The organism is Rathayibacter sp. AY1F4, assembly GCF_002931775.1.
Classification (GTDB): Bacteria; Actinomycetota; Actinomycetes; order Actinomycetales; family Microbacteriaceae; genus Rathayibacter.
Genome location: NZ_PSVE01000015.1, coordinates 13,208 through 39,258 on the forward strand (window position 1 = coordinate 13,208; position 26,051 = coordinate 39,258).

Sequence of the window (26,051 nt, forward strand, 5' to 3'; positions counted from 1 at the left end):
GAGAATCGATACCGATGTCCTCCACTCTCACGGCCGCCCCGCCCGCGCGCACCGCGCCGGCGCTCCGGATCGGCCCCCTCGAACTCGACGCGCCGGTGGTGCTCGCCCCCATGGCGGGCATCACCAACACGGCGTTCCGCCGCCTCTGCCGCGAGTTCGGCAACGGCCTCTACGTGAGCGAGATGATCACCTCCCGCGCGCTCGTCGAGCGCACGCCGGAGTCGATGCGCCTCATCCGCCACCACCCCAGCGAGTCGGTGCGCTCGATCCAGCTCTACGGAGTGGACCCGGTCACCGTCGCCGAGGCGGTCACCATGCTCGTCGCCGAGGACCGGGCCGACCACATCGACCTCAACTTCGGCTGCCCCGTGCCCAAGGTCACCCGGAAGGGCGGGGGAGCGGCCCTGCCGTGGAAGCTCCCGCTGTTCCGGCAGATCGTCGAGGGCGCCGTGAAGGCGGCCGGCGACGTCCCGCTCACCGTCAAGATGCGCAAGGGCATCGACCCGGACCACCTCACCTACCTCGAGGCCGCCCGTGCCGCCGAGGGCGCCGGAGTCGCGTCGATCGCGCTGCACGCGCGCACCGCCTCCGAGTTCTACAGCGGGCACGCCGACTGGTCGGCGATCGCCACGCTCAAGGAGACGGTCACGAGCGTGCCCGTGCTGGGCAACGGCGACATCTGGTCGGCCGAGGACGCGCTGCGGATGATGGCCGAGACGGGCTGCGACGGAGTCGTCGTCGGTCGCGGCTGCCTCGGGCGCCCCTGGCTCTTCGGCGACCTCGCCGCCGCGTTCGCCGGCTCCGACGAGCGGTTCCGTCCCTCGCTCGGGCAGGTCGCCGAGGCGTTCCGCCGCCACGCGGAGCTGCTCGTCGACTTCTTCGAGAGCGAGGAGCGCGGCTGCCGCGACATCCGCAAGCACGTCGCCTGGTACTTCAAGGGCTACGCCGTCGGCGGCGACCTCCGCGCCCGCCTGGCCACGGTCGAGACGCTCGCGCAGCTCGACGAGCTCCTGGCGACGCTCGACTGGACGCAGCCCTACCCGGGCGAGGCGGCCGAGGGGCAGCGGGGTCGCGCCGGCTCGCCCAAGGTCCCTTCCCTCCCGGACCGCTGGCTCGAGTCCCGTGAGCTCGACGCCGGGCAGCGCGACGCGGTCTCGGCCGCCGAGATCCACAACAGCGGTGGATGACCGCGCGCTCTGGGGGTACTCGCTCGTCGACACCGAGCGATTCCTGCCGGAGGACCACTCGACCCGCCGCTCCGACTTCGCCCGCGACCGCGCCCGGCTCTTCCACTCCAGCGCGCTCCGCCGTCTGGCCGCGAAGACCCAGGTGCTCAGCCCCACGGCGGGCGTCGACTTCGCGCGCAACCGCCTGACCCACTCGCTCGAGGTGGCGCAGATCGGCCGGGAGCTCGCCACGAGCCTCGACCTGGACCCCGACGTCGTCGACACGGCCTGCCTCGCGCACGACATCGGGCATCCGCCGTTCGGGCACAACGGCGAGCGCGCGCTCAATACCTGGGCCGAGGGGATCGGCGGCTTCGAGGGCAACGCGCAGACCTTCCGGTTGCTCACACGGCTCGAGCCGAAGGTGTTCGGCGACGACGCCCGCCCCTACGGGCTGAACCTCACCCGCGCCAGCATCGACGCGAGCTGCAAGTACCCCTGGCCCGACACGCGCTCGGTCGCCGACCCGTCGGGGCGCGCCAAGTTCGGCTTCTATGCCGACGACGCCCCCGCGTTCGCCTGGATGCGCGAGGGCGCCCCCGAGGGGGTGCGCTGCATCGAGGCCGAGGTGATGGACCTCTCGGACGACATCGCGTACTCCGTGCACGACTTCGAGGACGCGGTGGTCTCCGGCTACATCGACGTCGAAGCACTCGGCTCCCGCGCCGACCACGAGGACCTCGTGCAGTCGATGCACTCCTGGGTCGGCGGGGAGGTCGGCCACGACGAGCTCGTCGCCGCCTTCGACCGTCTCGACTCGCTCGACGTGTGGGTCTCCTCCTGGGACGGCTCCCGCCGCGACCAGGCCCGGCTCAAGAACCTGACCAGCCAGCTCATCGGCCGCTTCGCCGCCGCCGCCACCGAGGCCACCCGCGAGGCGTACCAGCACCCCGACCTCGTCCGCTTCGGCGGCCACGTCGTCGTCCCCCGCGAGCAGCAGGCCGAGATCGCCGTGCTCAAGGGGATCGTCGCGACGTTCGTGATGTCGCGGAACACCCGCCAGCCCATCTACGCCCAGCAGCGCGAAGTCCTCACCCGCCTCGCCGACACCCTCCTCGACCGCGGCCCGGGAACCCTCGAGCCCGGCTTCGCCGAGGACTGGCACGCCGCCCCCGGCGACGACGCCCGCCGCCGCGTCGTCGTCGACCAGGTCGCCAACCTCACCGACCAGAGCGCCCTCGCCTGGTTCGAGAGGCTGTGCTGAATTCCACGCCGGTCCTTGCCCGGCGTGGCGCGGTCGGCTTGGCGACGTGGTGCGTTTCGTGGAGCGGGGTGCGTCCGCCTGGGGCGATCCGCTGGCACGCGGATCGGCCGTTCGGCGGTGCCGGTGGCACGCCGGTCCTCGGCCGGCGTGGCGCGGTCGGGTGTGCTCGATTCCACGCCGGTCCTTGCCCGGCGTGGCGCGGTCGGCTTGGCGACGTGGTGCGTTTCGTAGAGCGGGGTGCGTCCGCCTAGGGCGATCCGCTGGCACGCGGATCGGCCGTTCGGCGGTGCCGGGGAGCACGCCGGTCACCGCCAGGCGTCACCGCGGTCGGCTTGTCGGGGTGGTGGGTTCCAGGGAGCCGGGTCCGTCCGTCTGAGGCGATGTGCTGACGTGCGGGTCGGCCGGTCGGCCGTCGAGGCCGACAATCCGGACAGCTACACCCGCTCGGGCGGGAGGCTGACCGAGTCGCAGGCGCTGGCGTTCGCCACCCTCCTGACGGCGCGCGCTCACCGCTCCGGCCTGGCGATCGGCTAGAAGAACGGAGCCGACCTCGCCGCTGCCGGGAAGAGGACGGTCGGCTTCGACTTCGCCGTCGTCGAGGAGTGCCAGGTCTACGACGGGTGCGCGGCGTACACGGACGTCTACGGGCGCCAGGTCTACGAGATCGAGTACACCGACAACGGCCGGTCCGCCTACGCCGAGGCCTGCGCCGCGCAGGGCCGGAGCATCTCGGTCACCCTCCGCGACCGCGACGTCGTCCCCCGTGGCGCAGCGGGCTACGTGAACCGGCACTGCTGACGCCGGGCGGACGCTACCGCAGGGCTCCCAGCACGACGGCCGCGGCGCGGGCGACCAGCGCGTCGTCGTACTCCGCCTCGGGGTCGTTGCGCGCCGAGAGGATCGACAGCACGACCGCGTCCCGCCCGGGAGGCGTCACCACGGCGACGTCGTTGCGGATCCCGCCGGCGCCCCCGGACTTGTCCGCAACGCTCCAGCCGGCCGGAGCGCCCGCCCGGACGAGAGTGTCGCCGGTCGCGTTGCCGCTCATCCAGTCGAGCAGGACCGCCCGGTCCTCCGCGGACAGCACGTCACCGGTGGCGACCGCGGCGAGGTCCGCCGTGAACGCGGCCGGGGTGGTGGTGTCCTCGGTGCTGTCGGGCTCGATCGTGTTCAGCGCGGGCTCCTCGTTCACCACCTCAGTGGTGGTGTCGCCGAGAGCCTCGAGTCCACGGTCGAGGGCGGAGGGTCCGCCGAGGCGCCGGAGCACGAGATTCAGCGCTGTGTTGTCGCTCCGGCGGACGGCCGCCTCGGCGAGCTGCGACAGCGGCAGGCCGGTGGCGGTGCTCTCCTCCGTGACGGGGGAGTAGCCCGCCGCCTCGACGTCGGCGACGGTCCAGGTGACCACCTCGTCCCGCTCGGCGGCGGGGACGGTGCGCAGGAACTCCGTTGCGGCGAGGGCTTTGAGGCTCGAGGCGAAGCCGAAGCGCTCGTCGGCCCGGTGATGGACCCGGCGGCCCGAGCCGGTGTCGACGGCGCTGACGCCGATCCGGGCGTCGAACTCGTTCTCGAGCGCGGCCAGCTCGGCGGAGACGTCGATCGGAGGAGGGGTGGCGGAGGATGTCGACGACGGCACCGAGGCGGACGACGGCGGCGCGACCGGGGTGTCCGCCGTGGTGGTGCACCCGGCGAGGGCCAGGAGGAGGGCGGAACCCGCGAGTGCGCGGAAGGTCCGCGACGACCCTCTCGAACGGTTCACAGCGCGGAGTAGACGACGGAGAAGGCGACGGCGGCCGCCGCGGTGACGCCGAGCGCCGCGAGCGAGACGAGTGCCCGCGGCCTCCTCCGCACGACGGCCAGGACGAGGAAGCCCGCGCCCAGGACGATCTGGAGCCACCAGTACACCGGACTCGTGGTGTCGGCGACCGCGCCCAGCGCCCAGACGCCCTCGCCGACCAGCACGCCCGAGAGCGGCGCGACGGCCAGGACGCGCCACGTCCTCGAGCCGTGGAGAGTGAGCGCGGCGGCGGCGCCCAGGATCGGCCCGGCGGGGACGGCGAGCAGCCAGAAGACGTCCGTGAAGGGAGGCGAGTAGCCGAAGCCGCGCGCTGCGGTCACCAGGTCGTAGCCCTCGAGCAGCGCCCAGAAGCTCAGCAGGCCGAGAGCGGTCGCCGCCGCCGGTCGGGCGCCGCCGAGGCGCACGAGCGCGAACACGAGCATGGACCAGCCCCCGGAGGAGTTGGCGAACGAGCTCACCGACGGCGGGAGGGAGCCCTGCAGCAGGCTGGTGAGCCCGCCCAGGGCGAGACCGCCGAGCAGGGCGACGAGCAGAGCACGCAGGAGAGGCGGGCGGGAGGCGGCAGGGGGCATGGGTCGATTCTCGGAGACGGCGGGCGGGTGCGGATCAGGGATGACCCTGATCTCGGGGTGCGGGGCGATCACAGGTCTCGGGGGTGATCCGCGCCGCCCTGGTGGAGTTCTCCCCACCCCGGCTCGGCGGCCCCGGCGGCCGATACGATGGACCCCATGCCTCGGATCCGACAGTCAGATGTCGAGGAGGTCAAGGCGCGGGTGAACATCGGCGACGTGATCGGCGAGTACGTCACGTTGAAGTCGGCCGGCGTCGGCTCGCTGAAGGGCCTCTGCCCCTTCCACGACGAGCGCAGCCCCAGCTTCCACGTCCGCCCGCAGGCCGGCTTCTACCACTGCTTCGGCTGCCAGGAGTCGGGCGACGTCTACAGCTTCGTCATGAAGATGGACCACAGCTCGTTCAGCGAGACCGTCGAGCGCCTCGCCGGGCGCATCGGCTTCCCGCTGCAGTACGAGGACGGCGACGGCCGCGCGCCCGAGACCGGCGGGCGAGCGCGCCTCCTCGCCGCGAACGACGCCGCGGAGGAGTACTTCCGCGAGCAGCTCGCGACCCCGGGCGCCGACGTCGGCCGGCGCTTCCTCGGCGAGCGGGGCTTCGACCGCGCCGCCGCCGACCGCTTCGGCGTCGGCTTCGCGCCCGACGGCTGGGACGGTCTCACCACCGCGCTCAAGCGCCGCGGCTTCTCGGAGGAGGAGCTGACCACGGCCGGGCTGGTCAGCAGCAACAACCGCGGCGGCGTCTACGACCGCTTCCGCGGCCGCCTCGTCTGGCCGATCCGCGACGTGACCGGCCAGACCGTCGGCTTCGGCGCCCGCCGCCTCCTCGAGGAGGACAAGGGCCCCAAGTACCTCAACACCCCCGAGACGCCCGTCTACCACAAGTCCCAGGTGCTCTACGGGCTCGACCTCGCCAAGCGGGACATCTCCCGCGGGCACCGGGTGGTCGTCGTCGAGGGCTACACGGACGTCATGGCCTGCCACCTCGCTGGCGTCACCACCGCGGTCGCCACCTGCGGCACCTCCTTCGGCGTCGACCACATCAAGGTGCTGCGCCGGGTGCTGGGCGACGACAGCGGCGTCGGCGAGGTCGTCTTCACCTTCGACCCCGACGCGGCGGGCCAGAAGGCCGCGATGCGCGCGTTCCAGGAGGAGCACCGCTTCGCCGCGCAGACCTTCGTCGCCGTCGCGCCCGAGGGCCTGGACCCCTGCGACCTCCGCCTGAACCGCGGAGACGACGCCGTCCGCCGCCTCATCGACGACAAGAAGCCGATGTTCGAGTTCGTGATCCGGCAGCTGCTGGACCGCTACGACCTCGAGACGGTCGAGGGCCGGATCGCGGCCCTGCGCGCGGCCGCCCCGGTCGTCGCCGAGATCCGCGACCCGGCGCTGCGGCCCGGCTACTCCCGCGAGCTCGCCCGGATGCTCGGCCTGGACATGGCCGAGGTCAACTCCGCCGTGCGCTCCGCCGGATCCCGGCCCCGCTCCTCCGGACCCGAGGGCCGCGACCAGCAGGGCGGGCGGGGCGGCGGCGAATCGTCCGCGGCCGAGGCGCCCCTCGGCGCGCGCATCGCCGACCTCCCCGTCGACGTCGTCACGCGCATCGAGCGCGAGGCGCTGATGGCGATGCTCCAGCTTCCGCAGGCGATGGGTCCGGAGCTCCTGGCCAGGGCGGCGCACGCGGCGGTCACCAACGAGACCCTCCGCGTGGTCCGCGACGCCGTGGTCGCGAACCTCGAGCGGGCGGAGGACCGCGACTGGGTCGAGCACGTCGCCGACGACGTCCCCGGCCCCTTCGCCTCGCTGGTGCGCCAGCTCGCGGTGGCGCCGATCCCGGCCGCCGACGAGGAGGGGCTCGCCCGCTACTCCCGGGACGTGGCGATCTCGCTCATCGAGCGCGATCTGCTCCGCGAGATCGCCGAGCTGCGCGGGGCGCTCCAGCGCGCGTCCGCCGATCCGGTGATGGCGCGCGCGGTGCAGGTGCGCCTGGTCGAGCTCGAGCGCGAGAAGCGGGCGCTGCGCACGGAGTGAGCGTGTTGCGGTCGTGTGAAGAAATCGGCCGCACGCCCGTGCCGGTTCGGAGAGCGCTTCCAACTGTGTTACCTATGAGGAACAGCAATGCGGGCGTCCAGTGTCGTGACGCCACAGCCCACAGGAGATCTGTGTGCCGAGAGTCCGCGCGCCCGGAGCGCGCCCGCATCCCATCCTTGACAGGAAGAGGCAGACGGAGATGAATTCCGCATCCACTCGCGGCACCCGTGCACTGGCCGCCGCCGCAGGCTTCGCCGCGGTCGCGCTCGTGCTGACGGGCTGCGCCGCCGGCGGGAACGACTCGTCCGGCGGCAGCGCCGGAGGGGCCCTGACCATCGGCACCACCGACAAGATCACGACGCTCGACCCCGCGGGCTCCTACGACAACGGCTCGTTCGCCGTGATGAACCAGGTGTTCCCGTTCCTGATGAACACCCCCTACGGCAGCCCGGACGTCGAGCCCGACATCGCCGAGTCGGCGGAGTTCACCGCTCCCACGGAGTACACCGTGAAGCTGAAGGAGGGACTGAAGTGGGCCAACGGCCACGACCTCACCTCCTCCGACGTGAAGTTCTCCTTCGACCGCCAGGTCGGCATCGCGGCCGAGAACGGCCCGTCCTCGCTCCTGGCGAACCTCGACAGCGTCGCGGCTCCGGACGACACGACCGTGGTCTTCACGCTGAAGTCCGAGAACGACCAGACCTTCCCGCAGATCCTCTCGAGCCCCGCCGGCCCGATCGTGGACGAGGAGGTCTTCTCGGCCGACGAGCTGACCGCGGACGCCGACATCGTCTCGGGCGACGCCTTCGCCGGCCAGTACACGATCGCGAACTACGACGTGAACAACCTCATCCAGTACAAGGCGTACCCGGACTACCAGGGCGTTCTCGGCGAGGCGAAGACGGACACCGTCAACGTCAAGTACTACGCGGACTCGTCCAACCTCAAGCTGGACATCCAGGAGGGGAACATCGACGTCGCGTTCCGCAGCCTCTCGGCGACGGACATCGACGACCTCCGCGGCAACGACACGGTCAAGGTCGTGGACGGCCCCGGCGGCGAGATCCGCTACATCGTCTTCAACTTCGACACCCAGCCCTTCGGCGCGACGACCGGTGAGGCCGACAGCGCCAAGGCCCTCGCCGTGCGCCAGGCCGTCGCCGACCTGATCGACCGCGACGAGATCGCCGACCAGGTCTACAAGGGCACCTACACTCCCCTCTACTCCTACGTCCCCGCCGGCCTGACCGGCGCGGTCGAGCCGCTCAAGTCGCTCTACGGCGACGGCAACGGCGCGCCCGACGCCGACAAGGCGAAGGCGACCCTCGAGGCCGCCGGCGTCACCGCTCCGGTCACCCTGAACCTGCAGTACTCGAACGACCACTACGGTCCGTCCTCGGGCGACGAGTACGCGCTGATCAAGGACCAGCTGGAGTCGACCGGCCTCTTCACCGTGAACCTGCAGACCACGGAGTGGGTGCAGTACTCGAAGGACCGCTCGAGCGACGTCTACCCGGCGTACCAGCTCGGCTGGTTCCCCGACTACTCCGACGCCGACAACTACCTCTCGCCGTTCTTCATCAAGGAGAACTTCCTCGCGAACCACTTCGACGACGCCGAGGTGCAGAGCCTGATCGCGCAGCAGGTCTCGACCACCGACGCCGACGCGCGCACCGCGCTGATCGAGCAGATCCAGGAGAAGGTCGCGGCGCAGCTCTCGACCGTCCCCTACCTGCAGGGCTCGCAGGTCGCGGTCGTCGGCAGCACCGTGAGCGGAGCCGAGGACACCCTCGACGCCTCGTTCAAGTTCCGCTACGCGGCACTCAGCAAGGGCTGATCCACCCCCCCCTCGCGGCCGGCGCCTCCCCGACAGGAGGCGCCGGCCGTTCTCCACGAAAGGCATCACGTGACGACAGCCACGACGGCTGCGGCGACGGCGCCCACCCGGCGACCGCGCGGCTCCGGGGGCGGACTCGGGCGCTACCTGCTCGTCCGCTTCCTGCTCATCATCCCCACCGTCTTCATCCTCGTGACGCTGGTGTTCCTCCTCATGCGCTCCACGGGCGACCCGATCACGGCGGCCCTCGGCGGCCGCCTGACCGCGGACCAGCTCGCCGAGCGCGTGGCCGCCGCCGGCTACGACCGGCCGCTGATCGTGCAGTACCTCGAGTACCTCGGCAAGCTGCTGACCGGCGACTTCGGCACCACCCTGAGCGACAACCGCCCCGTCACCGAGGTGCTCCTCACCTACGGCGCTGCGACGGTCGAGCTCGCCTTCTACGCCCTGATCGTGGCGTTCCTGGTCGGTATCCCGCTCGGGATGCTCGCCGCCTACCACCGCGACCGCACCCCCGACGCGGTGCTGCGCATCTTCGCGATCCTCTGCTACGCGACCCCGGTGTTCTTCGCGGGCCTGCTGCTGAAGCTGGTGTTCTCCGTCTGGCTGAAGTGGTTCCCCGTCGCCGGGCGTGCCTCGACGAGCACCGAGCTCTCGCTCCAGTTCCTCGAGAACAAGACCGGCATCTACCTGATCGACGCGATCCAGACCGGCGACCCGGCCGCGATCTCGGACGTGCTCTCGCACGCGGTGCTCCCCGCCGTCGCACTGGGACTGCTCACCGCGGGCATCTTCCTGCGCCTGGTGCGCACCAATGTGATCGGCACGCTCGGCACCGATTACGTGGACGCGGCGCGCTCGCGCGGCGTCAGCGAGTTCCGGCTCGTCCGCACCCACGCCTACCGGCCGGCGCTCATCCCGATCATCACCGTGATCGGCCTGCAGATCGCCCTGCTGCTCGGCGGCGCCGTCCTCACCGAGACCACCTTCGAGTGGAAGGGCCTCGGCTTCCAGCTCGCCGAGTACCTCCAGGCCCGCGACTTCGTGGCCGTGCAGGGCATCGTCGCCCTGCTCGCCGTCATCGTGGCGCTGACCAACTTCATCGTCGACGTCATCGCGGCGCTCATCGACCCGCGAGTGAGGTACTGAGCATGAGCACCACCTCCCCGGCGCGTCCGCGCCGCCGTCTCGTCGACCGTCTGCCGGTCGTCCACCAGCTCCGGCAGAGCGTCGGCCTCCAGCGGGGGATGCTCGTCACCGGCCTGATCATCACCGGCGCGTTCCTGCTGGTGGCCCTGTTCGCGCCCCTCATCGCGCCCTACGGCTACTCGCAGCTGCGCTCGGGCGGCGAGTCGTTCGGCGCGCAGGAGCCGCCGAGCGCGGAGCACCTGCTCGGCACCACCGTCGGCGGCTACGACGTCCTCTCGCGAGTGATCTGGGGAGCGCAGACCGCGTTCCTCGTGATCGTCGTCGCCGTGGTCCTGTCGATCTTCCTCGGCGTCTTCCTCGGCCTCGTCTCCGGCTACCTCGGCGGCTGGCTCGACCGCGTGCTCGTCGTGATCTGCGACGCGATCTACGCGTTCCCGACCCTGCTGCTGGCGATCGTGATGTCGATCGTCATCTCCGGCGGGCAGTCGAACCTCTGGGCCGGCATCTTCGCCGCAGCGGTCTCGATCACCGTGGTCTACATTCCGCAGTACTTCCGCGTGATCCGGGCCGAGACCGTGCGGATCAAGGGCGACGCCTTCGTCGAGTCGGCGAAGGTCATCGGAGCGTCGACGCCGCGGATCATGTTCCGCCACGTCCTGCGGAACGCGACGCGCACGCTGCCGCTGATCTTCACGCTGAACTCCTCCGAGGCGATCCTGACCCTCGCCGGCCTGGGCTTCCTCGGCTTCGGCATCGAGCCGACGTCGGCCGCGGAGTGGGGCTACGACCTCAACAAGGCACTGTCGGACGTCACGAGCGGCATCTGGTGGACCTCGGTCTTCCCGGGCCTGGCGATCGTGCTCGTGGTGCTGGGCATCACCCTCGTGGGCGAGAGCCTGAACGACCTCGCCGACCCGCGCCTGCGCGGTCGGCGCGCGGTGGCCGCCGGTGCCGGCGACGTCGCCGCGACGTCCGTCGTGCCGGGCGGCGTCCTCGCCGCCGACGGCCTGGAGACGCCGGGGCACGACCCCGTCGCCGGAGTGGAGGGGACGCGATGAGCGACCAGCGCATCGTCCGGGACGCCTCGGCGCGTCCGATCGTGGACATCACCGACCTCGAGGTCGCCTTCGCGAGCGACCGCGGCGCCGTCCGCGCCGTCGCCGGGGTGAGCCTGCGCGTCGAGCGCGGCGAGGTCCTGGCGATCGTCGGCGAGTCCGGGAGCGGCAAGACCGTGACCGCGAAGACCATCCTCGGCCTCCTGCCCGAGACGGCCACCGCCTCCGGAGTGGTCCTGCTCTCGAAGAAGGACGGCAGCGCGGCGACCGACGTCGTCTCCGTGCCCAAGGCCCGCCTCCGGGAGCTGCGCGGCACCGACGTCGCCATGGTCTTCCAGGAGCCGGGAACCGCCCTCAACCCGGTCTTCACGGTGGGCTGGCAGATCGCGGAGGGACTGCGCGCCCACGGCTCCGTCTCGAAGAAGGAGGCGCGCAAGCGCGCGATCGACGTCCTCCGCACCGTCGGCATCCCGGAGCCGGAGAAGCGGGTCGACTACTACCCGCACCAGTTCTCGGGCGGCCAGAAGCAGCGCGTCGTCATCGCGATGGCACTGGTCCTGGATCCCGGTCTGATCGTCGCGGACGAGCCGACCACCGCGCTCGACGTGACCGTGCAGGCCGAGATCCTCGACCTGCTCCGCCGGTGCCGCGACGAGTTCGGCACCTCGATCGTGCTGATCACCCACAACATGGGCGTCGTCGCCGACCTGGCCGACCGCGTCGCCGTGATGTACCAGGGCGAGCTGGTCGAGGAGGCGACGGTCTCCGAGCTGTTCTCGGCGCCGAAGGCCGAGTACACGAGGAAGCTCCTCGCCGCCGTCCCGCACGTGGGCCAGGGTGTCGAGCGCGCCCGCGTCCGCGCCGTCGAGCGCGCCGAGGCCCCCGAGGCCGAGACGCTCGTCGCCGCCGAGGGCCTGCGGATCCAGTACCCCGGCCGGCTCGGCCGTCCCGGCTTCGTCGCGGTCGACGGCGTCTCGCTGCGCATCCGCGCGGGCGAGGTGCTGGGCCTCGTCGGCGAGAGCGGCTCGGGCAAGACCACCATCGGGCGCGCCATCGCGGGCCTGACGCCGGTGACCGGCGGGTCGCTGAAGGTCCTCGGCAAGGAGATGCGCGGCATCCGCGAGCGCGCCTTCCGGCCGGTCCGCGGCGACATCGGCTTCGTGTTCCAGGACCCGGCGTCGAGCTTCAACCCGCTGCTCACCATCGCGGAGTGCGTGGCCGAGCCGCTGATCGTGCACGGACGGGCCGGTGACGCCGCCGGGGCGCGCTCGCGCGTCGACGAGCTCCTGGAGGCGGTGCAGCTGCCCCGCTCCTACGGCGACCGCTACCCGCACGAGCTCTCCGGCGGCCAGCGCCAGCGCGCCAGCCTCGCCCGGGCCCTCGCCCTCGAGCCGAAGCTGCTGATCGCCGACGAGCCGACCTCGGCGCTCGACGTGTCGGTGCAGGCCCGCGTGCTCGAGCTCTTCGCGGAGCTGCAGCGCGAGTTCGGCTTCGCCTCCCTGTTCATCAGCCACGACCTCGCCGTGGTCGACCTGCTTGCCGACCGCATCGCGGTGCTCTACCGCGGCGAGCTGGTCGAGGAGGGGACGGGGGCCGAGGTGCTCGCCGCGCCGAAGCACCCCTACACGCAGCGCCTGCTCGCCTCCCTGCCCGTGCCCGACCCGGTCGAGCAGGCCTCGAGGCGCGAGCTCCTGCGCAGCATCGTCGAGGCGGAGCGCCGGGCGTGAGCAGGACCGCCGAGGATCAGGCCCCCATCGTCGTCGACGACCTCAGCGTCGAGTACCCGCCGCGCGGCATCAGCCGCCGGTGGACGGCGCTGCGGGGAGTGAGCCTCCGCGTGGAGCCGGGGGAGGTGCTCGGGATCCTCGGCGGCAGCGGCTCGGGCAAGTCCACGCTCGCGCGCGTGCTCGGCGGCGACGGCCTGGGGCACGACGGCGGCCGCACGCGCCCGGTGATCATCGGAGGGGACGCGACGGTCGCGGGGCACCGCCTCCGCTCGCTCCCCGCCCGCGAGCTCAAGCGCTTCACCGTCGACGTCGCGCATCTCGCGCAGGACGCCGGAGCGGCCCTCCGCCCCGAGCTGACCGTCTCGGAGCTGATCGCCGAGCCGATCTTCCTTCGCGACCGCCACTACGACCCGAAGGCCGCGGCGGTGCGGGTGGCGACGCTGCTCGACTCCGTGCACCTGCCGCTGTTCCTGCTCGACCGCTACCCCTACGAGCTCTCCAGCGGCCAGCGCCAGCGCGTGGCCGTGGCCCGCTCGCTCGTGCTCGGGCCGAAGGTGCTGATCGCCGACGAGCCGACCTCGGGCATCGACGCGACGGTGCGCGAGTCGATCGTCGACCTCCTCGCCGACCTGCGGCGCCGGGAGGGATTCGCGGCCGTCGTGGTCAGCCACGACATCGATGTGCTGAGCCGGTCGACCGACCGGATCGCAGTGCTCGTCGGCGGCGAGGTCGTCGCGTACGGGCCGCTGCTGGAGGTGCTGATCGAGGCCCGGCACCCCTACGTGCGCGAGCTCGGAGCGGCCTTCGCCGAGTACGAGCGCTTCGACGCCTCCCGAGCGCAGCGCGTCGAGGCGGCCGACCAGTGACCGTCCCGCGCGTCGCGGTGCTCCCGCGGCCGAAGCCGGTGTTCGCCGAGGCGGTCGAGTCGGGCGGGGGAGTGGTCGTCGGACTCGACGAGAGTCCGGACGCGCTGCTCTGGCTGTCCTACGGCCGCACGGACGAGCTGGCCGCTGTGCTGGAGGAGCACCCGTCGATCCGCTGGGTGCAGCTGCCCTGGGCCGGCGTCGACGTCTTCGCGCCCGTGCTCGCCGCGTCCCGCGCGGACATCGTCTGGACCAGCGCCAAGGGCGCCTACGCGGAGCCGGTGGCCGAGCACGCGCTCGCGCTGGTGCTCGCCCTCCTGCGCTCGCTGCCCGAGCGGGCGCGCGCCGAGTCGTGGGGGCCGAAGAAGGCGGTCACGCTGCATCGCGCCTCCGTGGTGATCGTCGGAGCAGGAGGGATCGCTCGCGAGCTCCTGCGGCTGCTCGCCGTCTTCGACTGCCGGGTGACGATCGTCCGCCGCGGAGACGAGCCGGTGGAGGGCGCCGCCCGCACCCTGTCGGCGTCGCGGCTCGCCGAGGCCGCGGCGGACGCCGACGTGCTGGTCCTGGCCGCCGCCGCCACCGCGGGCACGGAGCGGATGGTCGACGCGGGTCTGCTCGCGCGGCTCCCCGCCCACGCCGTGCTCGTCAACGTCGCCCGGGGGAGCCTCGTCGACACGGACGCGCTCGTCGCGGCCCTCGCCGAAGGCCGTCTCGCGGGCGCCGCGCTCGACGTGACGGACCCCGAGCCGCTGCCGGACGGGCATCCGCTCTGGAGCGAGCCCCGATGCCTGATCACGCCCCACAGCGCGGACACCCCCGAGATCACCGCGCCGCTCCTGGCCGAGCGCGTGCGCGCCAACGTGGCCGCCTGTGCCGCCGGCGGGCCGTTCGTCGGCCGCGTCGACCCGGGCTCCGGCTACTGAGAGCGCGCCCGATTTTGCGTTCGCGGAGAGTTTGCTAAAGTAGTACCGCGCTGATCGCCTCCGGGTGGTCGGATGATCCTCGATAGCTCAATTGGCAGAGCAATCGGCTGTTAACCGGTAGGTTCTTGGTTCGAGTCCAAGTCGGGGAGCGAAGGGTCCGGGACTCCACTCTCGGGCCCTTTTTTCGTGCCCGCGAGCGGTCGCTCTCGAGGGCCCACCCGCTCGGACCGACGATCGGAGGCGCGATGCGCGAGGACGTGCTCGCCCTCCTGCGCCGCCGCCCCGACGTCGAGGCGCCGGATCTCGTCGCCGTCGACGCCAGTGACCGCCTGCTGCTCGACCTCGCCGCCGATCGCGGCCGCCTCGCCGTGATCGGGGACGCCTACGGGGCGCTGAGCCTCGGCCTCGCCGCCGACGGACGTGCCGTGCGCGTCGTGCAGGACTCGATCACCGCCGAGCGCGCTCTGGCGCAGAACCTCGAGACGGTGCGCGGGTCGGGCGTCGACCTCGCGCCGATCGAGATCGTCGACTCCGTCGCGGAGGCCGTCCGCGACGCCGACGCGGTGCTCCTGCGCCTGCCGCGCTCGCTCGACGCCCTGGCCGCCGTCGCAGCCGGGACCGCACTCGCGAACCCGGCGGCGACCCTGATCGGCGCCGGCCGCATCAAGCACATGACGCGCACGATGAACGACGTGCTCGCCGTGCGCTACGAGCGGATCGACGTCTCCCTCGCGCGTCAGAAGTCGCGCGCCCTGCTCGCAAGCGGCGCGCTCCCCGACCAGCCGCCCGCGCCCGGGCCCGAGCGGCGCCGTCTGGACGAGCTCGACCTCGAGGTCGTCGCGCTGCCGGGAGCCTTCGCCGGGGCGCGACTGGACCTCGGCACCCGCGCCCTCCTCGCCGCCCTCGATGTCGACTCCCTTCCCGCGGGCACCGCACTCGACCTCGGCTGCGGAACCGGCGTCCTCGCCGCCGTAGTGGCCCGGGCCCGCCCCGACCTCGCCGTGACCGCGACGGACACCTCGCGTGCCGCGGTCGAGTCCGCCCGGGCGACCGCGGCGGCCAACGGGCTGGCCGTCAGCGTCCTTCGCGACGACAACGCCTCGACGCTGGAGGCGTCCTCCGTCGACGTCGTGCTCTGCAATCCGCCGTTCCACTCCGACGGAGCCGTCACCGACCTCGTCGCCCGGCGCATGCTGCGCGCGGCCGGCCGCGTGCTGCGCCCCGGAGGCGTGCTGTGGACGGTCTTCAACTCCCACCTCGCGCATCCGGCCGAGCTGCGCCGCGCGGTCGGGCCGACCTCGGTGGTGGCGCGCGACCGCCGCTTCACCGTTACCCGCTCCGTGCGCTCCGACGACTGAGTCAGGCTCCGCAACCCCCTCCGCGGCCTCAGGTCCGCTGTCCGCGGCGCGGGTACGATCTCTCTCCGGCGCTCCTGTGCCGAACCCGTCCCGTCCCCCCCGGAGGCCGTCGTGCTCGAAGTCGTCCTCATCCTCGCCCTGATCGCCCTGGTCGCGGTCGTCGTGCTGTGGCGCCGCGCCGTCGGCGCCGAGCGCCGTGCCGCCGAGAGCCGTGCGGAGGAGGCGGCACGCGTCGTCCGCCTCGAGCTGGCGGTCGGCGAGCAGGAGGCGAGGCTCCGCATCGTCGGCGAGCTCGAGCAGCTCGCGGTCCGCAGCGCCGCGCACGTCGTCGAGGAGGCCGAGAGCGTCCGTCTCACGATCGACCGCGACCCCGCCGCAGCCGCGCGGTCGGCGCAGCGGGCCGTGCGGGCGGCCGAGGCCTCACTGGCGCAGCTGCGCCGCATCGCGACCGTCGCCTCCGTCGATCCGGGGGAGCTGCCGCGCACCGGCGGCTCCGTCCCCCTGATCGAGGGCGCCCGCGAGCGAGGCCTGAGCGTCCGCGAGGAGTCGTTCGGCGAGCCGTTCCCGCTGCAGGACGGCGCCGAGGTGGCTGTGCTCCGGGTGCTCGAGTACGCCTTCGACTCGGCGCTGGAGACCGGCGGCGCGGGGACCGAGGTCCGCATCAGCTCCCGATGGACGACCACCGGCCTCCGGGTGGAGGTCGACGACGACCGCGAGCAGCACGGCGCTGCGGAGCAGGACGCCAGCGCTCTCGAGGCGGATCTGCGCTCGCTCACCGAGCGCATCGACAGCCCCGCGCTCGCCGAGCTGCGCGAGCGGGCCGCCCTCTTCGGCGGCGACGTGACCGAGAAGCGGACGCCCGGCGTCGGCCGGAGCGTCACCGCCTCGTTCCCCGCGATCCGCCACCACAACGGCGTGCACGGGGTCGACCTGGCCTGAGTCAGTCCTCGAGGTGCTCCACGCCGGGCAGCCACGAGACGCCGGGGCCGCCCCAGCCGCGCTTCCGGGTGATCTTCGCGACCGGCTTGTGGTAGTCGTGCTCGAGGCGGTCGATGTAGAGCACGCCGTCGAGGTGGTCGAACTCGTGCTGGAACACGCGGGCGAACCAGCCGTCCGCGACGATCTCGAACGGCTCCTGCTCGAGGTCGACCGCGCGGAGGATCGCGCGCTCGGATCGGCGGAGCGGGAAGCGCTCGCCGGGGAAGGAGAGGCACCCCTCCGACTCCGTGTCCTCGTCCGCCTCGCCGAGCGGGGTCGGCGTGACGAACAGCTCGGGGTTGATCGCGACGCCGCGGCGGGGGGTGCCGTCGTCGTCGGCGTAGTCGTAGACGAACAGGCGCAGCGGGACGCCGACCTGCGGGCCGGCGAGGCCGACTCCGGGGGCGGTGTCCATCGTCTCGAACATGTCGGCGACGAGGGTGCGCAGCGCATCGTCGAACTCGGTGACGGGGGCGGCGGGGGAGTGCAGGACGGGGTCGCCGGCGATGCGGATGGGGAGGACGGCCATGGGGGACAGGGTACCGCGGGGCCGCCGACCGGGTCCGCGAGGATCATCCGCTGGGCTCAGCCCCTCACCCGTGCGTCGGAGGACTCCCGGAGGCGTTCTGGGTAGGGTCGACCCCATGCCCGCCGATCTCGCCGAACTCCTCAACGACCCGGCGAAGTTCATCGGCATCCCGATCGCTCTCGTGGGCGCGGTGTTCCTCTCCCTCGGCGCGCAGTTCCAGCACCGGGGAGTGGCGAAGGTGGAGCGGTTCTCGAAGCGCTCCGGCTCCTCCGGGCTCAGCGGCGGCCAGCTGGTCGCGCTGCTCTCGCGCCCCTCGTGGGTGATCGGCACCCTGCTCCTCGGCCTCGCGATCGTCTTCCAGCTGACGAGCCTCGGCTTCTCCCCGCTCATCGTGGTGCAGCCGCTCGGAGCGGTGGCGCTCGTGATCACCGCGGTCGTCAACGCGCGGGTCAGCCGGGTGCGCCTGAACGCGGCGTCGATCCGGGCGATCGTGCTCTGCGTCGGAGGCGTCGGCACGTTCGTCCTCGTGGCGGCGTTCAACGCGGTCGACAAGTCCATCCAGACGCCCGAGCTCATCACGATCCTCGTGATCCTCGCCGTGGTGCTCACGGTCTTCGTCATCGCCTTCCGCGTCTTCCGCCGCGGAGCGAAGGCGATCTTCTACATCGTGGGCGCCGGAGTGGTCTACGGCTTCGTCGCGACTCTCGCGAAGGTCGTGCTCAACCGCATCAAGTACGGCGAGTTCGACCCGCTGACGGTGGTCTGCATCGTGGCGCTCCTGGCCGCGACCGCGCTCGGCGGGTACTTCGTGCAGAACGCCTACTCCTCCGGCCCGCCGGACCTCGTTGTCGCGGGCCTCACCGTCATCGACCCGCTGGTCGCCGTCGCGATCGGCATCGTCGTGCTCGGGGAGGCGCAGTACGCGGCCCCGTGGGCGATCCCACTCTTCATCGCGGCCGGTGCCGTCGCCATCTACGGCGTCTTCCTCCTCGCCAAGCACCACCCGCAGGCGCGCTGACGGCGCGGGATCCCGAGTGGTGAGGACTCCTCTGCCTACAATGGGTCCGCGCCGAGAGCCACGAAACCGACCGACCTCCGCCGATCGCTCCCTTCTCTCCCCGAGCGGCACGACACCGATAGGACCTCCCGTGTCAGATCCCCGCGACGCGTCCCGACCGGGATCGCCCGACTCCCGACCGCTGACGGTCGTGATCGGCTGCGACACCTTCGCTCCCGACGTGAACGGAGCCGCGAAGTTCGCCGAGCGCCTCGCCGCCGGTCTCGCGCAGCGCGGCCACGAGGTCCACGTCGTCGCCCCTTCGGCCGACGGCTGGAGCGGCACCCGGGTCGAGACGCACGAGGGCCAGCGGATCATCGTGCACCGGCTCTACAGCTGGCGCTGGTACCCGCACGACTGGCTGCGCTTCGCGATGCCGTGGCGGATCCGGCAGAACAGCGCGCGCATCCTCGACGAGGTGAAGCCCGACGTCGTGCACTTCCAGTCGCACATCATCGTCGGCCGCGGTCTCGGGATCGAGGCGGCCAAGCGCGGCATCCGCATCGTCGGCACGAACCACTTCATGCCCGAGAACATGCTCGAGTTCACCCTCCTGCCGAAGGCCGTGCAGGCCAAGGCCGTGGCGATGGCCTGGCGGGCTGCGCGCCGCACCTTCGGCCGGGCGGAGGCGGTCACCACACCGACCCGCAAGGCCGCGCAGTTCCTCGAGAAGTACACGGGCCTCCGGGGCGTCCACGCCATCTCCTGCGGCATCGACGCCGACAACTACACGCCCGACTTCGCGGCCCGCGCCGGCGACTCGATCCTCTTCGTCGGCCGCGTGACCGGCGAGAAGCACATCGACGTCCTGCTCCGCGCCGTCGCCCTGCTCGATCCGGCACTCGACGCGAAGCTCGAGATCGTCGGCGGCGGCGACCAGATGCGCAACCTGCAGCAGCTCGCCGCGACCCTCGGCATCGCCGACCGCGTGCGCTTCACCGGCTACGTCTCGGACGCCGAGCTCAAGGAGGCGTACACCCGCGCCACCGTGTTCGCCATGCCGTCCATCGCCGAGCTGCAGAGCATCGCGACGATGGAGGCGATGGCCTCGGCCCTCCCCGTCGTCGCCGCCGACGCGATGGCCCTCCCGCACCTCGTGCACGACGGCGAGAACGGCTACCTCTTCGCGCCGGGCAGCGCCGAGGCCCTCGCCGACCGCCTCACCGCCGTGCTCACGGCCGATCAGGAGGACCTCGAGGCGATGAAGCGCGCCTCCCTCCGCATCGTCGCCGCGCACGACATCAACCGCACGATCAGCACCTTCGAGAGCCTGTATCGTGGGGAGCCGGTGGCCGATCCGGCCTCCGACGCAGCGTCCGCACCCGCCGCCACCTGACGGCCGCTCGGACGGCCGCCGCGGGGCGTTAGCTCAGCCGGTCAGAGCAGCGGACTCATAATCCGTCGGTCACGGGTTCAAGTCCCGTACGCCCTACTCCGCTCCACCCGCGGTCGTTCCTCCTCTCCAGCGCCGGGTCGGGCCTCCACCTGATGCCGGTCTCGTCGGAGCGCGCGGTCCGCTCCTGTCGGACCGGCGTGCCGTGCCTCAGGACGCCGCCGACGCGGTCCTCGCCGGCACGCCGACCGCAGACGAGTCGGAGGCGACGTCGCGGACGACGACGGCGCCGGCTCCGATCCGCACACGGTCGCCGACGGTCACGTCCCCGACGATCGTCGCGCGGGCGCCGATGTAGACGTCGTCGCCGATCACGGGCGTCCGACCCTTCGACTCGCCGATGGTGACGCCGTGGTAGATGAACGCGTTCCTCCCGATGACCGTGCGCGGGTGCAGGATCACGCCGCGGCCCCAGTGGGGGAGACGCAGGCCGGGCCCGACCTGAGCGGTCGGCGGCAGCTCGGCTCCGACGATCATGCGGGTCCAGACGAGATCGACCAGGCGGTAGACGAGGTGGAGGGGGAGCCGGGTCCTCCGAGAGCTCGAGTACTGCCCGAGCCGGAGGACGAGGACGGTGAGCCGGTCGGAGGCGTGGCCCTTGGCGGCCAGGTCCGCTCGGACGACGGCTCGGAGGTCAGCGAGATCCATGCTCCCAGTCTGAGTGGGAGCCACGCGGGTGGGTCCGGGCCGTCGGAGATCGTCCGGGGCGTGGCGAGCATCCGCAAGCGGACGACACGGTGGCGCGATGCGCTAGCACGTCCCGACGCGCCGCGCCCGTACTGGCCGCTCTCCGCTCGACGTGATTGCCTGATCCCGTGCCTGATCTTCCGATGTTCCCGCTCGGCTCCGTGCTCCTGCCGCACATGCCGCTCCCGCTCCGGCTGTTCGAGCCGCGGTACCTGCGGATGCTCGGCGACGTCCTCGAGGACGAGACCCTCGCGTTCGGCGTCGTGCTCATCGAGCGCGGCCAGGAGGTGGGCGGCGGCGACCAGCGGTTCGCGGTCGGCGCCCGCGCGCGCATCCTGAACATCGACGGGGCGGAGTCGTTCGTCACGCTCGACTCCGTGGGCGAGGAGCGCTTCGAGGTCGTCCGCTGGTACGAGGACGACCCGTACCCGCGCGCCGAGGTCCGCCTGCTGCCCGATCTGGAGTGGGACGAGAAGCACGCCCCCGCGCTGGCTGCGGCGGAGTCGGCGGTCCGCACGGCACTGGCGGTCGCGAGCGAGTTCGTCGAGCAGCGCTACGGCGCGGTCGTCGAGCTCGCCGAGGATCCGGCCGCGCACGCCTGGCAGCTCGCCGGCGTCGCACCGGTCACCGAGCTCGACCGCCTCGCGTTCCTCCGCAGCTCCACCATGGAGGAGCTGCTGGAGTCGGTCCGGGAGCGCTCCGCCGAGGCGACCGAGTCGTTCCGCGCCGGCTGGGCCTGAGCCCCGTCCCGGCGTCCCCCGACGAGCCCGTCAGTCCTCGAGGCTGACGCCGCGCTCCTCCGCCAGCTTGACCAGGTCGTCGACGACCACGAGCGCCATCCGCACCGAGCGGTCGCGGCGGTACTCCTCGTCGTCCGGGTCGATCCGCGAGGTGCGGTCGAGGGTCTCCTCGATCGACTGCGCGAGCTCGCGCCACGCGTCCTGACGGGCGTCGTCGACGAGCGTCGCGAGGTACTCCTCGTCCTGCGCCCGCCTGTGGAGGGAGTCGGCGACCAGGAGCGAAAGCCGCTCGCGGTGGTCGAGGTTGTCGACGTCGGCCGAGCGGTAGTCGTGCACGTGGTCGGAGCGGCCGCCCACCGAGGTCACGTCGGCGGCGATGCCGCGCAGGCGCTCGGCGGCTGCCTCGGACTCGCGCGCCAGCTTCTCGAGCTCCTCCGCGGCGACGACGGAGTAGCGGCCCGAGTCGAAGGGGACGTCGGCGCCGAGGCCGTCCATCAGCACCCGGTTCTTCACGGCCATGCGGCTCGCGTACTGCGCGAGCATCAGGCCCTCCTCGGCGGCCTCCTCGACGGAGGCGGGCTCGCGCGACGGGTTCTCATCGGGGTCGTACGGCTCCATCTTGAACCTGCGTCGACGCCGGAACCACACGTGCGTCACCTACATCCCGGAGCAGGCGCCCCGCCCGCCGGAGCACCTCTTCGAGAGTACCCGGCGGGCGGGCGCCGTGGTCGGCGGCTCAGGCCTCGCGCCAGTCGTCCTGCCGGAGGTGGGAGCCGGCCTGCGGCCCCATCTGCAGCATCCCGCCGTCCACGACGTACGAGGATCCGGTGATGTAGGAGGCGGCGGGAGAGGCCAGGAAGGCGACCACCGCCGCGATCTCGCGGGCGTCGCCGGGGCGGCCGAGGGGGATGCCGGGGCGGTCGATCGTGACGGGGTCCACGTCCTCGGCGTCGTTCATCGGCGTGGCGATCTCCCCGGGGGCGACGGCGTTGACGGTGATGCCGAGGGAGCCGAGCTCGAGTGCGGCCACCTTCAGCAGGCCGCCCAGCCCTGCTTGGCAGCGGTGTAGGCGACGGAGCCGACCCGCGGCTGGTGCTCGTGGACGCTGGTGACCGCGATGATCCTGCCGCCCGTGCCCTGGGCCGCCATGCGCCGCGCGGCGCGCTGGAGGCAGACGAACGCTCCGTCGAGGTTCAGGGCGACGGTCGAGCGCCAGCTGTCGAGGCTCTGCTCGAGGAAGGGCTCGCCCCCGCCTCCGCCCGCATTGCTGACGGCGACGTCGAGCCCGCCCAGTCGATCCGCGAGGTCGTCGATCACGTCGCCCGCGCCCTCCAGATCCGTCGTGTCGAGGCGCGCGATCTCGGCGCGCCGGCCGAGGGAGCGCACCTCCTCCGCCGTGCCCTGCGCACCCTCCTCGTCGCTGTGCCAGGTGATGCCGACGTCCATGCCCGCCTCGGCCAGTGCCACCGCGGTCGCCCGGCCGATGCCGGAGTCCGAGGCGGTCACCAGTGCACGGGTGGGCTGGAAGTCTCGAGGTCCCTGGGTCATGTCGTCTTTTGTCTCGATCGGGCCGCCGATCCGGCGGACACGGGTCGATCCCATCAGCGGATCCGGCGCGCTCGGGAGCCGGTTGACAGGTCCGGGCTCGCGCGAGACGCGTGGCGGTGTCCCCGCTGAGCGCCCCGATCGCGTTGACTGGGCGGATGGATCACCGGCGCATCTCGGTCGTCGTCCCCGTGAAGGACGACGCCCGCCACCTCGAGCAGCTGCTCGAGCTCCTCCGCGAGCAGACGCTCGCTCCGTTCGAGATCGTCGTCGTCGACGACGGGAGCACCGACGACAGCGCCGCCGTCGCGCGGGCGGCGGGCGCGCGGGTGGTGCGGCACGACGGAGCCGGGATCCCGGCGAGCACGGCGCACGGCTTCGACGAGGCGCACGGCGACGTCCTCGCACGGCTCGACGCCGACTCCCGCCCGGGACCCGACTGGCTGGCGCGCCTGGCCGGCCACTTCGCCGACCCCGAGGTCGGAGCGGTGACCGGTCCCGGACGCTTCGACGAGCTCGGCCCGATCGCCCGGGTGATCGCGCGGGTCGCCTACATGGACGCCTACTTCGTGCTGATGGGGTCGGCGCTGGCCAACTGGCCGCTCTTCGGCTCCAACTGCGCCGTCCGCCGGTCGGCGTGGGAGGAGATCGCGGAGGAGATGCACCGGCACGACGCCTACGTGCACGACGACGTCGAGATCAGCGTGCACCTGGGACTCCGACACCGGATCGTGCTCGACCGCCACCTCGAGGTCGGCATCTCGGCCCGCCCCTTCGGCGCCTTCGCGGACATGCTCCGCCGGTTCGACCGCGCTCTGCACACGCTGGCGCGGCACCCCGGGATGGGGTCGTCCCTGCAGCGCTGGACGCACCGGGTGCGCCGCACCCACCGCGACCGACTGCGAGCGACGGCCGCGGCGCGCCGCTCCGGCTGACGATGAGAACCGACGGCGCCGCCTGACGGCTAGGGCTGGGCCGCGTCCGGCCGGGCCGCGTCCGGCCGGACCGCGTCGGGCTCGGCCTTCGCCGCCCGATCCTCGTCCGGCGCGGGGCGCCCCTCCTTGGGCATCGCCCAGACCGCGGCGAGCATTCCCACGGCGAGGACCGTGAGCGCGATGCAGACGAAGCGGGTGCCCTCGGCGAGGTCCGCCGGTGCGGGGACGCCGCCGCCCGCCTTCGCGTTCACGATCGCGCCGAACACGGCCACGGCGACGGCGCTGCCGATGTTCCGGGCGAAGAAGTTTGTCGAGGAGACCACTCCGCGCTCGTTCCAGTCGACGCTCGACTGCGCCCGGATCAGCGTCGGAGTCGCCACGAGCCCCATGCCGGCGCCGATCAGCACGCAGAAGCCGGCGATCTCCCACAGCGTCGAGGAGGCGCCGAGCAGGATGGTCAGCGCCGTGCCGATCACGACGAGCCCCGCCCCGAGGAAGCCCGTGTTGCGGAAGCCGATGCGCAGGTAGAGCCGGCCCGACAGGGACGCCGCGACCGGCCAGCCGAGCGTCATCGCCGCGACGGCGAAGCCCGCGCCGAGGGCGGAGCTGCCGAGCACGCCCTGCGCGAAGGTCGGGAAGTACGAGGTGACGCCGAGCGTGATCGCGCCGACGGTCACCGAGACCAGGCTGGTCGAGATCAGCACGCGCCGCGTGAGGACCCAGAGGGGGAGCACCGGGGCGGCCGCGCGCCGCTCGATCGCGACGAAGCCGGCGAACGCGAGGGCCGAGACGACGAACACGCCGACTCCGGCGGGGGAGAGCCACGGCCAGGCGCTGCCGCCCTCGAGCAGCCCGAGGATGAGCAGCGCGGTGCCCACGGCGAGCACGGAGGCGCCCGCCACGTCGATCCGCTGCTTCTCGCCCCGGGTGGTCTCGCGGAAGCTGCGGATCAGGAGGAACGCCGCCAGGAGGCACAGCGGGATGTTGACGAGGAAGATGCCGCGCCAGGCGCCCAGGTCCGAGAGCACGCCGCCGAGCGTCGGCCCGACGACCGAGGAGATGCCCCAGACGCTCGCGAGGTAGCCCTGGGTCTTCGCACGCTCGGCGACCGTGTAGATGTCGCCGGCGATGGTGATGCCCATCGGCTGGATCGCTCCGGCCCCCAGACCCTGCAGGGCTCGGAACGCGATCAGCGCGGGCATGCTCCAGGCGAGGCCGCACAGGAGCGAGCCGACCAGGAACAGGGCGATGCCGATCAGCATGATGGGCTTGCGCCCGATCACGTCGGCGAGCTTGCCGTAGAGGGGGACCGAGACCGCCTGGGCCAGCAGGTAGATCGAGAACAGCCAGGGGAACTGCTCGAAGCCCCCCAGGTCGGCGACGATGGACGGCACGGCCGTCGAGAGGATCGTGGCGTCGAGGGCGACCAGAGCGGTCGAGATCATCAGGGACAGCAGGATCGGGCCGCGCTCCGAGCGCAGTCCGACACTCGCGCGGGTGGGGGCGTCGGTCACTCTGCCCAGGCTATTCCATAGCCGGGGGATGGAAGCGGGGAGGAGAGGATCCGCTCCGGGGCTCGGTAGACTGGTGGCATGGAACTCGTTCTCTGGCTCGTCGTGTCCGCCATCGCCGGTGTCGGCCTCGTCTCCGGAGTCGCGGCTCTCATCGCCATGACGCGGGCGCCCTGGTCGGCCGACAAGTAGCCGCCCGGCCGGCCTCGCGCCGGCACTACTCGTAGATCCGCACCACGCTCCACTGCGGCTCCGTCGACGCGACCACGTCGAGCACGAACGCTCCGCCGGTCGCGAGGTCCGTCGCCTGGAAGCGCCAGCCGCCGATGCTCACCGGTGTGCGCCCGAACGTCGGCGGGAACCCCTCGAGGGGCGCCCACCACTCGCTCGTGCAGGTCCACACCGTCGGCCGGTCGGTCACCCGGTAGCTCCCGCCCCGCCACTCGAGCGCGATCGGCACTCCCTCGCCGTCGGTCGAGACCAGCGCCGTCTCGTCGATCACCGCCATCGTCGTGCTCCCGTTCACTCGCCGGACCCGGTTGGCCGTTCGAACATGTGTTCGATAGTCTGCGAGTGTACGCCGCGGCGCTCGTGCTCGCCACGGCCGCGGATCGACCGGTGGGAGGCGCGATGATCGAGTGGAGTCCGCTCCAGATGCTGCGCAGCAGCGGGCAGGACGAGTGGGTGATGGTCGACGCCCTGCGCACCGGCCGGATCGGCCTGGTGCGCCGCATCGAGACCGGCCCGTACCGCGAGACCTGGTTCCGCGCGGTGACCTGGGCGGCCGAGCCGGAGAGGCGGACGCTCGTGGGCTACTCCCGCTCGATGGACACCATCGCGGCCGCCCTGTGGGCCCATCAGCCGCCGACGGCGCAGGAGAAGCCCTTCCCCGGCTACCCGCCCTCGCGGCCGTCGCCGTGACTCCTTCAGCGAGAGGGG

The 26,051-nt window shown here is 72.5% G+C and carries 23 protein-coding genes, 2 tRNA genes and 2 pseudogenes; 19 read left to right on the forward strand and 8 right to left on the reverse strand.

Features of this window, described 5'->3' with window-relative positions; all coding sequences use genetic code 11:
- The first annotated feature begins 14 nt into the window (after positions 1 to 14).
- The 3 genes and pseudogenes from dusB (at position 15) to C5C59_RS17585 (ending at position 3,228) form a co-directional block, all read left to right on the forward strand.
- Positions 15 to 1,187 carry a tRNA dihydrouridine synthase DusB gene (gene dusB, locus C5C59_RS10670; RefSeq protein WP_104234452.1) on the forward strand — a complete coding sequence of 391 codons (1,173 nt, stop codon included), beginning with the start codon at positions 15 to 17 and terminating at the stop codon, positions 1,185 to 1,187.
- Positions 1,180 to 2,430, forward strand: coding sequence for a deoxyguanosinetriphosphate triphosphohydrolase (locus C5C59_RS10675; RefSeq protein ID WP_104238216.1), 1,251 nt, complete (start codon positions 1,180 to 1,182; stop codon positions 2,428 to 2,430). The genes dusB and C5C59_RS10675 overlap by 8 nt, the downstream gene beginning before the upstream one ends.
- A 237-nt stretch (positions 2,431 to 2,667) precedes the next feature.
- Positions 2,668 to 3,228: pseudogene (locus C5C59_RS17585) on the forward strand (endo alpha-1,4 polygalactosaminidase).
- 13 nt (positions 3,229 to 3,241) lie between these two features.
- Here the strand turns inward: C5C59_RS17585 and bla are convergent.
- Positions 3,242 to 4,186 (reverse strand): class A beta-lactamase, encoded by a 945-nt coding sequence (gene bla, locus C5C59_RS10685; protein WP_104238215.1) that lies wholly within the window; start codon positions 4,184 to 4,186, stop codon positions 3,242 to 3,244.
- A complete protein-coding gene (locus tag C5C59_RS10690; RefSeq protein WP_181134883.1) occupies positions 4,183 to 4,797 on the reverse strand; it encodes a DUF6518 family protein in 615 nt (204 codons plus the stop codon). Before C5C59_RS10690 ends, bla begins: the two co-directional genes overlap by 4 nt.
- A gap of 156 nt (positions 4,798 to 4,953) precedes the next feature.
- Here C5C59_RS10690 and dnaG point away from each other — a divergent pair, with 156 nt between their 5' ends.
- From dnaG to C5C59_RS10740, 10 genes are all read left to right on the forward strand, one after another.
- Positions 4,954 to 6,825 carry a DNA primase gene (gene dnaG / locus C5C59_RS10695; RefSeq protein ID WP_104238214.1) on the forward strand — a complete coding sequence of 624 codons (1,872 nt, stop codon included), beginning with the start codon at positions 4,954 to 4,956 and terminating at the stop codon, positions 6,823 to 6,825.
- A 199-nt stretch (positions 6,826 to 7,024) separates the two neighbouring features.
- Complete coding sequence (locus C5C59_RS10700; protein ID WP_104223443.1) at positions 7,025 to 8,662, forward strand: ABC transporter substrate-binding protein; 1,638 nt, start codon at positions 7,025 to 7,027, stop codon at positions 8,660 to 8,662.
- A gap of 69 nt (positions 8,663 to 8,731) precedes the next feature.
- Positions 8,732 to 9,811 carry an ABC transporter permease gene (locus tag C5C59_RS10705; RefSeq protein WP_104223444.1) on the forward strand — a complete coding sequence of 360 codons (1,080 nt, stop codon included), beginning with the start codon at positions 8,732 to 8,734 and terminating at the stop codon, positions 9,809 to 9,811.
- 2 nt (positions 9,812 to 9,813) lie between these two features.
- A complete protein-coding gene (locus C5C59_RS10710) occupies positions 9,814 to 10,869 on the forward strand; it encodes an ABC transporter permease (protein WP_104238213.1) in 1,056 nt (351 codons plus the stop codon).
- A complete protein-coding gene (locus C5C59_RS10715) occupies positions 10,866 to 12,593 on the forward strand; it encodes an ABC transporter ATP-binding protein (RefSeq protein ID WP_104226684.1) in 1,728 nt (575 codons plus the stop codon). The genes C5C59_RS10710 and C5C59_RS10715 overlap by 4 nt, the downstream gene beginning before the upstream one ends.
- On the forward strand, positions 12,590 to 13,459 hold the full coding sequence (locus C5C59_RS10720; RefSeq protein ID WP_258062717.1) for an ATP-binding cassette domain-containing protein: 870 nt from the start codon (positions 12,590 to 12,592) through the stop codon (positions 13,457 to 13,459). The genes C5C59_RS10715 and C5C59_RS10720 overlap by 4 nt, the downstream gene beginning before the upstream one ends.
- Positions 13,456 to 14,379: an NAD(P)-dependent oxidoreductase gene (locus C5C59_RS10725; protein WP_258062718.1), complete on the forward strand. Its 924-nt coding sequence runs from the start codon at positions 13,456 to 13,458 to the stop codon at positions 14,377 to 14,379. Before C5C59_RS10720 ends, C5C59_RS10725 begins: the two co-directional genes overlap by 4 nt.
- Before the next feature lie 76 nt (positions 14,380 to 14,455).
- A tRNA-Asn gene (locus tag C5C59_RS10730) sits at positions 14,456 to 14,528 on the forward strand.
- Positions 14,529 to 14,624: 96 nt separating this feature from the next.
- Positions 14,625 to 15,737 (forward strand): class I SAM-dependent methyltransferase, encoded by a 1,113-nt coding sequence (locus C5C59_RS10735; protein WP_104238212.1) that lies wholly within the window; start codon positions 14,625 to 14,627, stop codon positions 15,735 to 15,737.
- Between the two features lie 111 nt (positions 15,738 to 15,848).
- Positions 15,849 to 16,676 (forward strand): hypothetical protein, encoded by an 828-nt coding sequence (locus C5C59_RS10740; RefSeq protein ID WP_104238211.1) that lies wholly within the window; start codon positions 15,849 to 15,851, stop codon positions 16,674 to 16,676.
- A 1-nt stretch (position 16,677) separates the two neighbouring features.
- On the opposite strand, the gene def is transcribed toward C5C59_RS10740, so the two are convergent.
- Positions 16,678 to 17,244, reverse strand: a complete 567-nt coding sequence (def, locus tag C5C59_RS10745; protein ID WP_104223450.1) for a peptide deformylase — start codon at positions 17,242 to 17,244, stop codon at positions 16,678 to 16,680.
- A gap of 115 nt (positions 17,245 to 17,359) precedes the next feature.
- Between def and C5C59_RS10750 the strand changes: the two genes are divergently transcribed.
- From C5C59_RS10750 to C5C59_RS10760, 3 genes are all read left to right on the forward strand, one after another.
- Entirely contained in the window at positions 17,360 to 18,262 is a 903-nt protein-coding gene (locus C5C59_RS10750) for a DMT family transporter (RefSeq protein ID WP_104223451.1), read from the forward strand.
- A 130-nt stretch (positions 18,263 to 18,392) separates the two neighbouring features.
- Entirely contained in the window at positions 18,393 to 19,637 is a 1,245-nt protein-coding gene (locus tag C5C59_RS10755; protein WP_258062719.1) for a glycosyltransferase, read from the forward strand.
- A 22-nt stretch (positions 19,638 to 19,659) separates the two neighbouring features.
- Positions 19,660 to 19,733: transfer RNA gene (locus C5C59_RS10760), tRNA-Ile, on the forward strand.
- 111 nt (positions 19,734 to 19,844) lie between these two features.
- On the opposite strand, the gene C5C59_RS10765 is transcribed toward C5C59_RS10760, so the two are convergent.
- Positions 19,845 to 20,342, reverse strand: coding sequence for a serine acetyltransferase (locus tag C5C59_RS10765; protein WP_104238209.1), 498 nt, complete (start codon positions 20,340 to 20,342; stop codon positions 19,845 to 19,847).
- 167 nt (positions 20,343 to 20,509) lie between these two features.
- Here C5C59_RS10765 and C5C59_RS10770 point away from each other — a divergent pair, with 167 nt between their 5' ends.
- Entirely contained in the window at positions 20,510 to 21,121 is a 612-nt protein-coding gene (locus tag C5C59_RS10770) for an LON peptidase substrate-binding domain-containing protein (RefSeq protein ID WP_244229436.1), read from the forward strand.
- A gap of 30 nt (positions 21,122 to 21,151) precedes the next feature.
- Here the strand turns inward: C5C59_RS10770 and C5C59_RS10775 are convergent, their stop codons facing one another.
- Together C5C59_RS10775 and C5C59_RS10780 are read right to left on the reverse strand one after the other, a co-directional pair.
- A complete protein-coding gene (locus C5C59_RS10775; protein ID WP_104223455.1) occupies positions 21,152 to 21,739 on the reverse strand; it encodes a hypothetical protein in 588 nt (195 codons plus the stop codon).
- A gap of 118 nt (positions 21,740 to 21,857) precedes the next feature.
- A pseudogene (locus C5C59_RS10780) lies at positions 21,858 to 22,669 on the reverse strand (SDR family oxidoreductase).
- Between the two features lie 155 nt (positions 22,670 to 22,824).
- Between C5C59_RS10780 and C5C59_RS10785 the strand changes: the two are divergent.
- The gene (locus tag C5C59_RS10785) at positions 22,825 to 23,601 is read left to right on the forward strand and encodes a glycosyltransferase family 2 protein (RefSeq protein WP_104223456.1); all 777 of its coding nucleotides are present in this window, start codon (positions 22,825 to 22,827) and stop codon (positions 23,599 to 23,601) included.
- 29 nt (positions 23,602 to 23,630) lie between these two features.
- Here the strand turns inward: C5C59_RS10785 and C5C59_RS10790 are convergent, their stop codons facing one another.
- Both C5C59_RS10790 and C5C59_RS10795 read right to left on the reverse strand, forming a co-directional pair.
- Positions 23,631 to 25,046: an MDR family MFS transporter gene (locus tag C5C59_RS10790; RefSeq protein WP_104238224.1), complete on the reverse strand. Its 1,416-nt coding sequence runs from the start codon at positions 25,044 to 25,046 to the stop codon at positions 23,631 to 23,633.
- Positions 25,047 to 25,329: 283 nt separating this feature from the next.
- A complete protein-coding gene (locus tag C5C59_RS10795) occupies positions 25,330 to 25,638 on the reverse strand; it encodes a hypothetical protein (RefSeq protein ID WP_104226677.1) in 309 nt (102 codons plus the stop codon).
- Positions 25,639 to 25,742: 104 nt separating this feature from the next.
- Between C5C59_RS10795 and C5C59_RS10800 the strand changes: the two genes are divergently transcribed.
- Complete coding sequence (locus tag C5C59_RS10800) at positions 25,743 to 26,033, forward strand: hypothetical protein (RefSeq protein WP_146076962.1); 291 nt, start codon at positions 25,743 to 25,745, stop codon at positions 26,031 to 26,033.
- Positions 26,034 to 26,051 lie beyond the last annotated feature (18 nt).

Bases quoted from the DNA above. Each gene is read 5' to 3' on its own strand.
- dusB (WP_104234452.1), top strand. From the start codon at position 15: ATGTCCTCCACTCTCACGGCCGCCCCGCCCGCGCGCACCGCGCCGGCG.
- C5C59_RS10690 (WP_181134883.1), bottom strand. From the start codon at position 4,797: ATGCCCCCTGCCGCCTCCCGCCCGCCTCTCCTGCGTGCTCTGCTCGTC.
- dnaG (WP_104238214.1), top strand. From the start codon at position 4,954: ATGCCTCGGATCCGACAGTCAGATGTCGAGGAGGTCAAGGCGCGGGTG.
- C5C59_RS10700 (WP_104223443.1), top strand. From the start codon at position 7,025: ATGAATTCCGCATCCACTCGCGGCACCCGTGCACTGGCCGCCGCCGCA.
- C5C59_RS10710 (WP_104238213.1), top strand. From the start codon at position 9,814: ATGAGCACCACCTCCCCGGCGCGTCCGCGCCGCCGTCTCGTCGACCGT.
- C5C59_RS10715 (WP_104226684.1), top strand. From the start codon at position 10,866: ATGAGCGACCAGCGCATCGTCCGGGACGCCTCGGCGCGTCCGATCGTG.
- C5C59_RS10735 (WP_104238212.1), top strand. From the start codon at position 14,625: ATGCGCGAGGACGTGCTCGCCCTCCTGCGCCGCCGCCCCGACGTCGAG.
- def (WP_104223450.1), bottom strand. From the start codon at position 17,244: ATGGCCGTCCTCCCCATCCGCATCGCCGGCGACCCCGTCCTGCACTCC.
- C5C59_RS10750 (WP_104223451.1), top strand. From the start codon at position 17,360: ATGCCCGCCGATCTCGCCGAACTCCTCAACGACCCGGCGAAGTTCATC.
- C5C59_RS10765 (WP_104238209.1), bottom strand. From the start codon at position 20,342: ATGGATCTCGCTGACCTCCGAGCCGTCGTCCGAGCGGACCTGGCCGCC.
- C5C59_RS10775 (WP_104223455.1), bottom strand. From the start codon at position 21,739: ATGGAGCCGTACGACCCCGATGAGAACCCGTCGCGCGAGCCCGCCTCC.
- C5C59_RS10785 (WP_104223456.1), top strand. From the start codon at position 22,825: ATGGATCACCGGCGCATCTCGGTCGTCGTCCCCGTGAAGGACGACGCC.
- C5C59_RS10790 (WP_104238224.1), bottom strand. From the start codon at position 25,046: ATGATCTCGACCGCTCTGGTCGCCCTCGACGCCACGATCCTCTCGACG.
- C5C59_RS10800 (WP_146076962.1), top strand. From the start codon at position 25,743: ATGATCGAGTGGAGTCCGCTCCAGATGCTGCGCAGCAGCGGGCAGGAC.